Source organism: Methanobacterium formicicum DSM 3637, assembly GCF_000302455.1.
GTDB lineage: Archaea > Methanobacteriota > Methanobacteria > Methanobacteriales > Methanobacteriaceae > Methanobacterium > Methanobacterium formicicum_A.
Genome location: NZ_AMPO01000005.1, coordinates 194,066 through 207,500 on the forward strand (window position 1 = coordinate 194,066; position 13,435 = coordinate 207,500).

At 36.3% G+C, this 13,435-nt stretch carries 15 protein-coding genes (1 of these 15 only partly in view); 8 read left to right on the top strand and 7 right to left on the bottom strand.

Annotated elements, in window-relative coordinates:
• Positions 1 to 33: 33 nt before the first annotated feature.
• Both A994_RS13395 and A994_RS07315 read right to left on the bottom strand, forming a co-directional pair.
• Positions 34 to 189 (bottom strand): hypothetical protein, encoded by a 156-nt coding sequence (locus A994_RS13395; protein WP_192812705.1) that lies wholly within the window; start codon positions 187 to 189, stop codon positions 34 to 36.
• A 10-nt stretch (positions 190 to 199) separates the two neighbouring features.
• Entirely contained in the window at positions 200 to 592 is a 393-nt protein-coding gene (locus A994_RS07315) for a winged helix-turn-helix transcriptional regulator (protein WP_004030759.1), read from the bottom strand.
• 188 nt (positions 593 to 780) lie between these two features.
• On the opposite strand from A994_RS07315, the gene A994_RS07320 reads away from it, so the two are divergent.
• Positions 781 to 1,005 carry a tautomerase family protein gene (locus A994_RS07320; protein ID WP_004030760.1) on the top strand — a complete coding sequence of 75 codons (225 nt, stop codon included), beginning with the start codon at positions 781 to 783 and terminating at the stop codon, positions 1,003 to 1,005.
• Positions 1,006 to 1,252: 247 nt separating this feature from the next.
• Positions 1,253 to 2,413 carry an aldo/keto reductase gene (locus tag A994_RS07325; RefSeq protein ID WP_004030761.1) on the top strand — a complete coding sequence of 387 codons (1,161 nt, stop codon included), beginning with the start codon at positions 1,253 to 1,255 and terminating at the stop codon, positions 2,411 to 2,413.
• 97 nt (positions 2,414 to 2,510) lie between these two features.
• Here A994_RS07325 and A994_RS07330 read toward each other — a convergent pair whose 3' ends face one another.
• Positions 2,511 to 2,819, bottom strand: a complete 309-nt coding sequence (locus tag A994_RS07330) for a hypothetical protein (protein ID WP_004030762.1) — start codon at positions 2,817 to 2,819, stop codon at positions 2,511 to 2,513.
• 444 nt (positions 2,820 to 3,263) lie between these two features.
• Between A994_RS07330 and A994_RS07335 the strand changes: the two genes are divergently transcribed.
• Positions 3,264 to 3,641 (top strand): hypothetical protein, encoded by a 378-nt coding sequence (locus tag A994_RS07335; RefSeq protein ID WP_004030763.1) that lies wholly within the window; start codon positions 3,264 to 3,266, stop codon positions 3,639 to 3,641.
• 86 nt (positions 3,642 to 3,727) lie between these two features.
• Positions 3,728 to 4,396, top strand: coding sequence for a class I SAM-dependent methyltransferase (locus tag A994_RS07340; protein WP_004030764.1), 669 nt, complete (start codon positions 3,728 to 3,730; stop codon positions 4,394 to 4,396).
• Between the two features lie 323 nt (positions 4,397 to 4,719).
• Here the strand turns inward: A994_RS07340 and A994_RS07345 are convergent, their stop codons facing one another.
• Complete coding sequence (locus tag A994_RS07345; protein WP_004030765.1) at positions 4,720 to 5,424, bottom strand: anaerobic ribonucleoside-triphosphate reductase activating protein; 705 nt, start codon at positions 5,422 to 5,424, stop codon at positions 4,720 to 4,722.
• A 199-nt stretch (positions 5,425 to 5,623) separates the two neighbouring features.
• Here A994_RS07345 and A994_RS07350 point away from each other — a divergent pair, with 199 nt between their 5' ends.
• Positions 5,624 to 5,848, top strand: coding sequence for a hypothetical protein (locus tag A994_RS07350; RefSeq protein WP_004030767.1), 225 nt, complete (start codon positions 5,624 to 5,626; stop codon positions 5,846 to 5,848).
• Between the two features lie 80 nt (positions 5,849 to 5,928).
• Here the strand turns inward: A994_RS07350 and cfbA are convergent, their stop codons facing one another.
• Positions 5,929 to 6,357, bottom strand: a complete 429-nt coding sequence (cfbA, locus tag A994_RS07355; protein WP_004030768.1) for a sirohydrochlorin nickelochelatase — start codon at positions 6,355 to 6,357, stop codon at positions 5,929 to 5,931.
• Positions 6,358 to 6,901: 544 nt separating this feature from the next.
• On the opposite strand from cfbA, the gene A994_RS07360 reads away from it, so the two are divergent.
• On the top strand, positions 6,902 to 8,293 hold the full coding sequence (locus tag A994_RS07360) for a glutamate decarboxylase (RefSeq protein ID WP_004030769.1): 1,392 nt from the start codon (positions 6,902 to 6,904) through the stop codon (positions 8,291 to 8,293).
• Positions 8,294 to 8,445: 152 nt separating this feature from the next.
• Here the strand turns inward: A994_RS07360 and A994_RS12915 are convergent, their stop codons facing one another.
• Together A994_RS12915 and A994_RS07370 are read right to left on the bottom strand one after the other, a co-directional pair.
• A complete protein-coding gene (locus tag A994_RS12915) occupies positions 8,446 to 11,514 on the bottom strand; it encodes a PocR ligand-binding domain-containing protein (protein WP_004030770.1) in 3,069 nt (1,022 codons plus the stop codon).
• 284 nt (positions 11,515 to 11,798) lie between these two features.
• The gene (locus tag A994_RS07370) at positions 11,799 to 12,890 is read right to left on the bottom strand and encodes an archaeosine biosynthesis radical SAM protein RaSEA (RefSeq protein ID WP_004030771.1); all 1,092 of its coding nucleotides are present in this window, start codon (positions 12,888 to 12,890) and stop codon (positions 11,799 to 11,801) included.
• A 47-nt stretch (positions 12,891 to 12,937) separates the two neighbouring features.
• Here A994_RS07370 and A994_RS13280 point away from each other — a divergent pair, with 47 nt between their 5' ends.
• Together A994_RS13280 and A994_RS07375 are read left to right on the top strand one after the other, a co-directional pair.
• A complete protein-coding gene (locus A994_RS13280) occupies positions 12,938 to 13,234 on the top strand; it encodes a hypothetical protein (protein ID WP_157787268.1) in 297 nt (98 codons plus the stop codon).
• Positions 13,235 to 13,245: 11 nt separating this feature from the next.
• A protein-coding gene (locus tag A994_RS07375) for an SPL family radical SAM protein (protein WP_004030773.1) crosses the window boundary here: on the top strand, positions 13,246 to 13,435 show its 5' portion. The gene runs 743 nt beyond the window's last position; the window shows 190 of its 933 coding nt (coding positions 1–190); its start codon is at positions 13,246 to 13,248; its stop codon lies off the right edge, out of view.

Consider the following 13,435-nt stretch of genomic DNA (forward strand, 5'->3'; position numbering starts at 1 on the left):
AATTTCTGTACAAAGATCTAGAACATTAGTTGCCTAACCTTCGCTATTAGCTTTAATAGTCCTGTAAACTTTAAGGGATTCTTTCAAGAATTTCTTCTTTTCGGATGTTGCTGGTTTGTCCAGATTTCCAGCGAAACGGTCTGCATCCTTCCCGGTTAACGTAGGTGTTGCTGCTATTGTTCTGGCCATATTCTTCACACTAACAATTCATCTGTAAAGTTTCTTTCAATGATTCTTTGGATTCTTCTCTTAATTTAATGCTATCTTCACTTTTTAAAACTTCATCCAGGGCAAAATTAAACATTTCAAAGATAATCCTGTTTAATCTGCGTCCTTTCTCAGTTAAATAGTACTCAGTATGGCCTGCAGATGAGTTTAACACTACTTTTTCAACTATGCCGTTTTCTTCTAATTCTTTAAGCCTTTCCGACAGGACCTTACTGCTTAATCCAGGATTAAGTTCCAGGAAACCCTTAAAATTTTTACAATCACAGAATAATCCTTTAATTATCGGGATAGTCCATTTCTTCCGGAGGTAGCTAAAAGTATCATCAACGGTTTGGTAAAGTTCTTTTAAATAATCGTTACCCATTCTAATTCCCCACTTACCTATTGGTAATTACCCAATGGTTAGAAAAACTACTTTAAGTCAGTTTAACACAACTCTTCATTGTGATTTGTTTATTCATGATCTGTTTATTTTCATTAATAAAATAATTTTCATCAATAAATAAATCCTTGGGAAATGTAGAGGCCCTGAGAAATGTAGAGGTGGTAAAAATGCCAGTACTTCATGTGAACATATGGAAAGGTTTTGAACAGGAAAAAATCGAGTATTTAATTGAGAATTTGACCAAAGTCTTCTCGGATGTGGGGATTTCACCCGAAGCGGTGGAGGTCATAATACACGAAATTCCACAATCCCACTGGGGATTAGGTGGAGTAACCTGTACTGAAAAATTCAAGGACATGGATCCTGATTCATGGAAGAAAATGCCCAAATAATACTTTCAATTCCCAAATAAGACTTTCAACACAATAAAAGTTTCACTTTATTTTTCTTATAACCAAAACCTAATTTTCAAAACCACAGTTTAGTACCCATTGGGAAAAATTGTTCAAAACTTTCTCAAAGTTAAATATCATGTTTACATTAATTTTTGATGTTTATGAGTTTTAATAATTTAATTAGAGATTTATCAAGTAATTAAAGATTAAAAAAAATGTTTTTCACTAAAAAGGAGTAATTTTCATGTTATACCGAGATTTTGGAAATACCAAAGAAAAAGTTTCAGTACTGGGATTTGGCTGCATGCGGCTCCCCTTAAATGGGGATAATCCCAGGGATATTGACGAGGAAACAGCCATAAATATGCTGCGCAGTGCCATAGATCAGGGTGTGAACTTCATTGACACTGCCTACCCTTATCATGGCATTGACATGAACCAGGGAGGTGCCAGTGAGCCATTCCTGGCAAAGGCACTGCAAGACGGCTACAGGGAAAAGGTGAAAATAGCCACCAAACTCCCCAGCTGGGCAGTAGAAACCAGGGAGGACATGGACAGATTCTTAGATGAACAGCTGAGGCGTCTGGAAACCGATTGCATTGATTTTTACATGGTGCATGGTATCAATAAAAGCTACTGGGAAAACCTGAAAGCACTGGGATTTGAAGAGTTTCTGGACCAAGCAATTGCTGATGGGAGAATAAAACACGCTGGTTTCTCATTCCACGACAGAATAGAACTCTTTAAGGAGGTAGTGGATCACTATGACTGGTCTTTCTGCATGATCCAGTTAAATTATCTGGATGATGATTATCAGGCTGGAGAAGAAGGTCTGGAGTATGCATCTGCCCGAGGTTTAGGTGTTATAGTAATGGAACCTTTAAGGGGTGGGCACCTGGCCAACAATATCCCAAGAGAAGTTCAAAAATTATTTGATGAGGCAGAAACCAAAAGGTCCCCAGCCCAGTGGGCTTTAAGATGGGTATGGAACCATCCCGAGGTGTCGGTGGTCATAAGTGGTATGAGTACCATGGAACAGCTTGAAGAGAATTTAAAAATAGCCCAGGAAGCCCATCCTAATATGCTGAGTGACCAGGAATTAGATATTACCGGGCAAGCCAAGTCTATTTTCGAAAATAAGGTTAAAATCAGCTGTACTGATTGTGGCTACTGTTTACCATGCCCTTCCGGTGTAAATATCCCGGAAAACTTTGCCAAATACAATGACTACTTCCTGTTTGGAAATCCTGAAATGAAGGATTTTTACAAATATAATTACCACGTTTTCATGCCGGAACACGAACACGCCGCAGTGTGTAATGAGTGTGGTATCTGTGAAGAGCATTGTCCCCAGGGCATCAGGATAACCCAAGAATTGAAGAAGGTTAAAGAGTTTTTTGAATAAATGGGGATATCTTCTATACCTTAGGTATATTCAAACCTAATCCCCTCTTTTTTAATAAAATTCTTAATTTGTTTTTTGGGTATTTTGAAAGGTTAGTTCAACTTTTTTTCGGTTTCCTCAAAACAAACCATAAGAATATCAGTAAAAATGAAATCAATCCCACAAATATGATATTGAAGAAATTCTTCTGGTATGAGTTTTTATTGGAGTTAGTAACGGGGGTTGACGAACCCGTTGCACCAGTTCCTGTAGTTGGTGAGTAAACTCTTTCCGTTGAAGAGCTTTTTCCTGATGATCCGCCTCCCTTACCTCCTCCACCTCCTCCCTTTGCATAAACAGTATCACATAATCCAATAAATGCAACTGAAATCAGGAAAATTGTTATTATTGCAACTATTTTCTTCATTTTAACTCCTTAATCTATTTATAAATAAATTCATGAGACATGGAATAAATTCATCAGATAATTGAAAACCTCACCCGATAAGGCCACCAATCCCTCATTTTTTTATTTCCTAATTCTCACATTAATATGATGGATAGTAATATAAAAACTTAATTAAAACCACTTTTCTGGTTTAAATAAAATTCACATCAATAGGTTAATATTATAAAAAAAGCAGGCACACAGTAATCGTTTTACTCGTTATAAAACCAAATACATCTTCTTTAACAAAAACGTTTATCTGAATTATAAAGCTCAATTAATTTGTTTATTATAGTTCATATTCAATTTTACGTGTAAAAATTAATAACTTTTTCAGTATCATAATTTTTTCTAATTGAATTTCCAGTTTTATTAAATAGGGGGTGTTACCATTACTATAATAATTATGTTATCGGGGTAATTATGAAAAAAGCAAGGTTAATTTTAGGATTTACAAGTGTTTTAATTGTGGTGGTAATGATTTCAGGATGTACCAGCATAGAAACTGGGAATCGTACAAATCAAACAGATGATTTGCAAGGAAATCCGCCTACGGTCACACATCATTCTGATGGTTCAGTCTGGATATTTGGTAATATTGACAACTCCGGAAATTCAACGTATACCAATGTTGATATTCTCGTAAAAGGTTATGATTCAAACAAGAACCTAGTATATCAGGAAAAAACAATAATAGAACATATTAATCCTGGCGGTACAGGTGGGTTCACAATTATGATACCTAAAGAAGTTAACATTGAATATGCGGAAATGAAAGTCGTTAATGCTACAAGAACATAACTGTTTTTTGCTCACATATGGATTACATAAAATATAAAAATCATATGATTGTGAAATTTAATTAAAATCAAAAATAGATGATTATAATGTCAAATCTGGATTCTTATAGGGCTAAAAAGGACCATATACGGGAAAATCTCAATAAATACACCATAAAAGCATACAAATCACTCTCTGAGATTGAAAATCCTCGTATTTTAGATGTTGGGTGTGGAACAGGAGTTCCAACAGTAGAACTGGCCAGAATATCTGGAGGGAATATCACTGCCCTGGATGATAATGAAAACTCATTGAATATGTTAAAAGCCAAGATAAAAGCCTGGGAATTGGATAAAAAGGTGACAGTACTTAATGATTCAATTTTCACCATGGATGTCCCTGATGAAAGCTTTGATATTATCTGGGCAGAAGGTTCAGTATTTGTAATGGGCTTTGAAAATAGTATAAAAAACTGGCGCCGCTTCCTAAAAAGTGATGGATTTTTAGTAATTCATGATGATAGTAAAGATAAGGATAAAAAGCTTGAACTGGTTAAAAAGCATGGGTACCGGCTCATTGATGAATTTGAATTATCACACCAGGTGTGGTCGGATGAATACTATAAACCATTAGAACAGCTGATTAAAACTTTTAAAGATAAGCAACCTGATGATCAAAATCTTATAAATGAACTGAACAAGGACCAAATAGAAATTGATCAAAGTTTTTCTTCGGTGATGGCCAGTTCTTTAATAATTATTATTCAAAAGACGTGAACATTTGAAATTCTAAGTTCAATAAGGCTTATAAAATGGCCATATCAATTAATTAACATAGATATTTATTAACTAGATTATTTAACAAAGATACTCTTCAATTTTTCCGGTGTAGTCATTTGCTTTTTCCACAATTGGGCCTTTAACCGCCAGAACAAAGGCTATATTACTTCCCCTGATTGACAGTAATTTATCATTTTCCTTGATATTAAAACAACTAGCAGTTTTTGGAGGTAGTTTGATGACTCCTTCTTTATTTATATTAACCCAACAGTAGTGTAGGTTCTTTCATTGTAGTACGAAGAACCAAATCTATCTACTGATTATTTTATAATTTCATCTCCGAATTCACCGGTTTTGATTTTAACTTTATTTAAGAAGGGTTTTATCTTATTAGCGATTATTAAAAGCTCTTTTTGAGTGGTGTTGGGGATGTCTTTTAGTTTTTCATCGAAAACCACACGATTTCTAAACTGCTGGATGGTGTAAAGATCGCAGGTAATCTCCTTTGCAATTTCTTCCATATCTGCGGTACTCATCAGTGATGGTACGTAGGTGGTTCTGCACTCCAGGTAACAATCGGCATCATATGCAATTTCCATACTCTTTTTAACCAGATCGCCCACATCATCGCCAATGATTTCTTTATATTTAGCAAATGGTGCTTTAACGTCCAGTGCAACGTAATCTACTAATCCTATAATATTTTCAAGCTTTTTAGGATAACATCCATTGGTATCCAGTTTGGTCTTTAAATCGTATTCCTGGCAGTATTCAAAGATATTCTTTATATCCTCACTCTGCAGGAGAGGTTCACCACCGGTAATTACCACGGCATCAATAAAATCACGGGAGTCTTCAATTTTGGTAAATAACTCTTCTAATGGGGTATCTTCTCCACTTTCCAGGTCTATAATTTCTGGATTGTGGCAGTAGGGGCATAATAAATTACATCCAGCAGTAAAAAAGACAACTGACATTTTTCCTGGAAATTCCAGAGTTGAAGTAATATGGTTTCCAATTCGCATTTTTTCTGAGTATCCTCTTTTTTTAATTTTAATTTGTTTATGGGTTAATTGTTACTTATGGGTTTGTCATCAAATGTGGGAAGTAAATCAATGCAGAGTATGAGATTAAAAAAAACCTTGATTGTAAACTGATTATAAATATATATTCATAATTAGTGTTCATAATATAAAACATTTAATAGTTGATGATGGTTGGGTTATGGCAAGAGATTTTAGCGAAGATCTGGAAAAGAAATACGCAGCAGAAGCGTTAGAAAGAAATGCTAAATCAAGAATACAATCCAATAATTACAACTGCTCAATCAAAGCAGCCAAGTTTAAATTGAAAAAGAAAACTACAATAAAAGAAGTTAGATGTAAAAAATGTGGGAGAATTTTCAAAACAAATCGTAAAACTCAATTATGTTACGATTGCGAAAGGTAAATGTGTTTTGAAAAATGTTTTTCAGAGTTAATTTTTCAGAGTTTAAATCTTTTAAAGAGTAAATGTGTTTTAAAATGGTATTATCCAAGTGATTCTTCCACTTTCTTTTTAATCACATCCACGATCCTTGGATCTGCTCCCATTGGTTCGATGTAGACAATTTCTCCATCAAATTCAATAGGTTCCTGTTCCTGGTTATAATAACCCGCATCCTTTCGTGCTTCACCTAAACCAAGCATGTATGGGATGTCTTCCTTGGTATGGAGGCCGTGGGCTAGAAAGATCGGTGCTGCAATAATCCGGTCAACCCCTTTTCCTGCCAGGGTGTTGAGTGCAGTGGGTATTGATGGTTTTTCAATGTTCATAAATCCCACTTCAACCGGGTAGGGGGATGTTTCTTTATACATTGCAGATAACTTGTAAATCACATCGTTACTCTGGGATAAGCTACTCCCATGCCCAATCAGTAAGATCCCTATCTTTTCATTGCTGTTTGATTCTGTATTCATAATTCCATCATCCAGTTTTTTCTCAGATTAAAGTTTTTTTTATAGATTATAAATCTACAGATCCCTCTTAAATCGTTGTATTAAATTCAATGAGGATTATAAATCCAATAAAGATTTGATCTAGGTTATTATAAGTCCAATGAAGATTTAATCTCTTGATTACCAATCCAATAAATATTAATTTCGGTGATTATCAATCCAATGGGAATTTCAATTTCATGGGAATCATAACTCCAACAATACATACCCAGACAATACTAATCCAACAGGACATTTATAATAATAATGTCCATTGATTTAATACATATTTCTTATTATCATTATGGTATCATCCTATTTAAAGATACCATAAATCTTGTTTGAGTAATACTCAATTTTATTTGATTTTTTTCAAACTATTAACCCATTTGTTTACTTTAAAACTTAAATCAGGGTATAATATTAATTTAACTCTTAAAATATGGTTGAAAAAGGTAAATATAAACGACTATAAATTCATAATAAAAGATCAATGTTTATACGCAAGATAGGGGTGTATTTTTGAATGTTATCTGAAAAACTAGATCTGGGAAAGATTAAGAAATCAGAAAGGGAAAATACCAGCACTTACGGAAGCAGATATTTCAGTGAGAGTATTCCCAAATATGAGATGCCCGAGGATGGAATGCCTGCAAAGGCCGCATATCAACTCATCGATGAGGAATTGAATCTGGATGGAAATCCAGCTTTGAACCTGGCCAGTTTTGTAACCACCTGGATGGAACCAGAAGCTGACCAGCTCATCATGAACAGTATCGGTAAAAACTATGTGGATAACGATGAATACCCACAAACCTCCAAAATCCAGGACCGGGTAGTGAACATGCTGGCCCGCCTGTTTAATGCACCTCACGACTGTAAATCCATGGGAACCGGTACCATAGGATCATCAGAGGCCATTATGCTGGGACTCCTGGCCCACAAATGGACCTGGAGAAAGCGCAGGGAAGCAGAAGGTAAGTCCTGGGATAAACCCAACATCGTGATGGGTGCCGATGTGCACACTGTCTGGGAGAAGTTCGCCAAGTATTTCGATGTGGAGTTAAAGTTAATACCCCTGAAACGGGATGTCTACACCATAACTGCTGAAGATGTGGCACGGGAAGTGGATGAAAATACCATTGCAGTGGGTGCAGTTATTGGAACCACTTTCACCGGACAGATGGATCCAATTAAAGAAATCAACGACTTACTGGTTGAAATTAAAAAAGACAGAGGATGGGACATACCCATACATGTTGATGGTGCCAGTGGCGGATTTGTAGCACCCTTCATTTTCCCGGATATGGAATGGGATTTCAGACTGGAACAGGTTAAATCCATCAATGTATCTGGACATAAATACGGCCTGGTCTATCCAGGGGTGGGATGGATAATATTCAAGGACAAATCTGACCTGCCTGAAGATCTGATATTTGATATCAACTACCTGGGAGGATTAATGCCCAACTACTCCCTGAATTTCTCCAAGGGAAGCAGTACCATAATTGCCCAGTACTACAATCTCATAAGACTCGGTAAAAAGGGTTATAAAGATATAATGACCAACATGTTCGATAACACCCTGTACCTTGCTGGAGAACTTCAAAATTCCGGTAAATTCGAGCTCATAAATAAAAACATCATTGTACCATTGGTAGCAGTAACCTTAAAGGAGGCTGATTTTTCAGTATTCCAGCTAAGTGAAAAACTCCGGGAAAAAGGATGGATTGTACCAGCTTACACCCTTCCCGCGGATGCCGAGGATGTTGCTGTTTTGAGAATAGTGGTTAAGGAGAATTTCGGTCGGGACATGGTTGAAATGCTCCTGGAAGACCTGATGGATGCTTACGATGCACTGGAAAAAAAAGGTATTAAAGCAGGAGAAGAACAGGATAATCCAACCTTACTCTATTAAAAAATAATCCAACCTTACTCTATTAAAAAAGAGTCTTTGAAACAAAAGAACCTGTGAATCTAAGTTAAATATTTATTTATTTTTTTATTCTTTTAATTGACCAAATCCTTTTTTTGTTACAATGCGTCTGGTTCTGTAAAAAGTCTTTTTAGTCAAATTCGTTCTTTGTAATTCAATTCACTGAATATTATGGTGAATTTAGTCCCCTTTATTCTATCAATTTCAAGGGTTCCTTCCAACTGATCTACCAGACTGTTTACCAGTTGCAGTCCCAGTGTCTCGGTATTTTCTGGTTGGATATGGGCTGGTAGTCCCACTCCATTATCAGAGATTACCAGTTTAAACTGGTCTTCTAATTGGTTAAGCTCTATTTTAATGATTCCATTACCATTTGATTCAGATTGGGGGAATGCATATTTTAAGCTGTTGGTCACCAGTTCATTGATTATAAGTCCACAGGGTATGGCAGTGTCAATATTCATTTCCACATCTTTAACCTCGAAGACCTGTTCAATATTCCTGGTTTCCACCTGGTAGGTGTAAATCAGGTTGGAGGCAAGTTTTTCTATGTAATCTTTAAAATCGATCTTGGTTAGGTTGGGTGATTGATAGAGTTTTTCATGGATCATGGCCATGGAACGGACTCTTCCCTGGCTTTCTTTTAAAACATCCATTGTTTCCTCCCCTTCCACGTGTTGACTTTGCAGGCTCAGGAGGCTGTTGATGATCTGCATATTATTTTTAACACGGTGATGAATTTCCCTTAAAAGAACTTCCTTCTCTTCTAAAGATTCTTTAATGGCTTTTTCTGCAAAAGAACGTTGAAGGGCCATGGATGCCTGGTTAACAATGGTTTCTATGGTTTCTTCATGTTCCAGGGGTTGGTTCTTGGGAAGGGCAATACTCAAACCACCGTAATGGTGGCTGTTACAGTAAAATCCCATGTTGTATACCTTTCCAATATTAAGAACCCTTTCAATCATCCTGAAAGTTTTGGGAGACATTTTCCTAAATGCTAAATTATACACTTCTTCTGTTGATTCAGTAAGATGGCCACTGAAATAATTATTTATTCCATTGAGGTTTTCTGGAAATTTGTTTTTGAACAGGTCTATTTCCAGAATGTTCCTTATTTCATCCAAGTATTTTTCAAAACCAAAGCTTTCCACTAGGTTGATTTTTTTTTCATCATGCGTCATTCCGCTTATTATAACATAAGAAGAGGGTAAAAGTTCTTTTATTGCTTCACCCATAATATGGTATATTTCACTGGTTTGGGATGTGCCAACCAGCTGTGTTATCACCTGGTTCAGTGTCTCCTTTTCGCGTAAGGATTTTTGAAGATTTTCTTCCGCCTGTTGTCTTTCACTGATAAAACGGGTCTGTTGAATATTTTGATATGCTAATGAGGATAACTGGTTTGCAAAGGCAAAAAGTACCTGAGAAACCTTCCTGAACTGTTTTTTGGACATTACTGGAATTTCAAGAAATGCTTTGATGCATTCTGCTGGATCGGCTCCTATCTTCTGGGTGTAGATCCTAATTTGTTCCGGGTCTGATGATTCGTCTCGAACCTGACCAATCAACCAGTTGGCAATGTGTTTTCCTCCCACATTGATATTTGCCCCTGCTTCCCAGAGACTGCCGTTGAGACATTTTTTTATAATTGGACCTTTTAACTGATTTTGACCCATTAAAGAATCAAATTTAAATGGATTTCCGGTGTCTTCCTCTAATTTTCCCATAATATCAAATAAATGGCAGAATTTACTTGGTCTGGTAATGGGTGTGCCATCTGGTTTGGTGATAATGGATGCAACTCCAGTGGCTTCTGCAAAAAGATCCTGTATCTCCTGAATATCTTTAAGGTTAAAAAGGTCCTGGAACTTAATTTCTTTGGCATTATCCAGAGGTCTGCTGAGAGCAACAATCCTTTTCTCCAGTGCTTCTTCCATATGTTTTCGCTGGGTTATGTCCCGGGTGACGTAACCAATCCTGTATCCTGTACTGGTTTTTATGGGAAATGCAAGCTGTTCAACATAACGAATTTCACCATCCGGACGTATCATCTCAGTTTCATGAATTTTACTCAGGAATGGTGCTTCCCCAGTTTTCAAGGCATTTAGCTGGAGTTTCATAATGTGTTGCAGTCGATTCAGGGTCTGTCGTCCGGGTGGTGTTAACTGGTATTTTATCTCCCAAAATAATTTACCAAGGACTTCCTCCTTTTTAATGCCACTTATTTGTTCATATCCTTTATTCCATTCAATAACACGTCCCTCTTCATCCAGCAATACAATACCATCTAACGATTGCTGAATAAATGTACGAAACTTTTCTTCACTTTCTTTCAATGCTTCTTCAGTTTTTTTACTCAATGTAATATCTTTAAAAATACACTGGGTTTTTTTAAATTTCCCATCAGCATAGTATTCGATTTTACCTTCGTAAAATACATTGATGATTGAGTTGTCCTTTTTTACCATTTCCAATTCTATACTGTGAAATTTACCAGTGGATAAAAAGATAGGGAACTCCTTCTTGAACATTTCAACATAATCCGGAGCAAGAAATTCACCAAACCATTTTCCTATAACCTCTTCACTGGAGTAACCCATGGTATCTAACCATGCCTGGTTTACTTCTATGAAGTTCCCTGTTTCATTTAGAGATTGATAGGGTAGTGGAATTTTATCATAAAAAGTTTTCAACAGTTCATCATTCAGTGAACTATCATTAAGGTGATTATCTTTATTTAAATTGGAATTATCTTCTTTTAAATCTAATTCTACACTGTTATCTGTTGTGTTATTTTCAGTGATTAACCCTTGCTTGTAAATAGCCAGTTCAATGGCAAATTTCAAATAGTCCAGATTATAATCCTCAGAATCATTTTTTATAAGGTAACCATAATGTGAACTTGCTAAAACCTGTTTTAAAGGGGAATAATCTGATTGCATTATTTTGGTTAAATCAATAACCGGAATAATAGGCGTATTTGAGTTTAAAATAGTTTCATTGATACTGTTTTTACTTTCCATCTGGAAAAAATTTTCCGATGGTATGTTCATCAAAAAAAGATCCACTTTTAATTCTTCAGCTTTCTGGGCTGCTTTTTCACCGTGGAAATCAGTGTAAATTATTTGGTGGCCCATGATTTGGAGGTTGTCTTTCAGTTTCCGCGCTGCACTACTGTTATCATTTACTAGGATTCTGGCCAATATTCCCCCTCACATGAGTAAAAATCTTACTTTAAAACCTATTTTTATTTATGTATATTAATATCTTTCTAATTTTTTTTTGATTATAGGAGGTTTATTGAAAAAAACAGATGAAAAATGGAATAATATTAGTATTTACTATTCGTCAAGGTTTACATCCTCCCTCAGAAAGAATAAACAGTTTTGGATACAAAATTACTGATTTAAAAAAAAATTAAGTAGTGGTGGGGCTTATAAACCCAGAAGGATAATAAGCCCTCCAAAAAAAGATATTTTAAATGAATTCAATGGTTTTTTAGGAGATTAGTGGTGGACCGGTTTACATTGGAATATTTAACATCAGCCACCCATTTATCCTTACATTCGCATTCAAAGTCCTCAGGAATGGTTTGATTAATGTTGGATTGTATGATGGCATCTTTTAATTTTGAATTGCACTTTTTACAATTGTATGGTCCTCTGCGAGTTCCAAATCCTGCAGTATCCATGATTACAGGGATTTGGACCGAGCTTCTCACCCTGCGGATGATTTCCAAAGTACTCCATATCCACGGTGGTTGATATGAACCCCTGCGCCATAAAATTTCCATTAAAGTTCCTTTGTGAATGGTTGAAGGGCAAAAAGACACCCGACCAACCCCAATTTCAGCTGCGTACTGGGCAGATTTCACTGCATCTTCAATTGCCTCACTCTCTGAGGTTAAAATAGGTTTAACTAGTAAATAAGCCTTACCTTCCATTTTGAAATCTGATTTGAGACTTTTAATAACAGTCATGGCCTTTTCAAAATCTTCACGTGTAAATCCCTTGTTTATTCTCTGCAGGCGAATATCATCTGATGCGCTCTCCAGTCCCATGGCCACTTCAAATATTTTCCCGGGAATCAATTGACAGCAATCCCTTAATATTTCTTCATTCACATACTCTGGCCTGGATTCAACCACAACTTCTTCAACATCTTCGTATTGGTTGATGATTTTGAAGATTTCCTGCCGAGCAGTTTCTGGTATTTCCTCTTCATTGAGGAAACTACCGGAGACAAAGATCTTAATGGCAGTTGGTCCTGAAATCTCCTGTTTTTGGATTTGCCTCTGGAACTGCTCTTTAAAAATTTCCACCAGTTCATCACTGGAAACATCTTCCAGGGGGGAGTCCGCAATGTAACTGCACATACTACACCCTCCTGATCCAGCCAGAGCCCAGGCACATCCTGCTGTGGGTAGAACCAGGAATATGGTCCGACCAGGTCCAGAATATAACAAGTCGTCTCCGGACCAGCTGGCAGCTAATTCTTGTGGGGGTCTTTTTTTAACCCGTTTCAGGGCTTTTTTCCTGATATCAGGAAGTAAATTATTTAGGGGTTGCTGATTGTTCATGTGGTTAAAGTTATAGAATTTAAGTTAATATATGTTATAGCAAGAGGTTGAGTTTAAAATTCAATTTTCTTAATAATTTTAGTAATATTGTTTGCAATTTAGCTCAAACTTCAATGATATTTAACTGGAGAACTTCAGGATATAACGGATATTTAACTGGAGAACTTCAGGGTATAATGGAATTAAAGTTATTTAATGTTGGAAATGTTTTATCTGGTGTTATGGGTTGTCTAGGCTATGGGCTTTTAAGGGCTATGGGCTGTTTAAGGCTATTGTTTAAGATTATACCAGTCCTATTGGTTCGTAAGGATGTATACAGTGGCTATGGAATTACTATGGGATAGTTTGTTAAGGGGTGGTTGAACTGGTCCGGAAAATTAAGGTCAAATCTGTTTTAAACAAACAAAAACATGCTGATGAATGGTTCTTGTCGGGTTATTCCTTAAACCCATTCTCAGGGTGCTCTTTTAACTGTGTCTACTGTTACACCAGGGGTAGTAAGTACGGTGAGAACCAGGTCCCGGGTCTGGCAGTTAAGATTAATG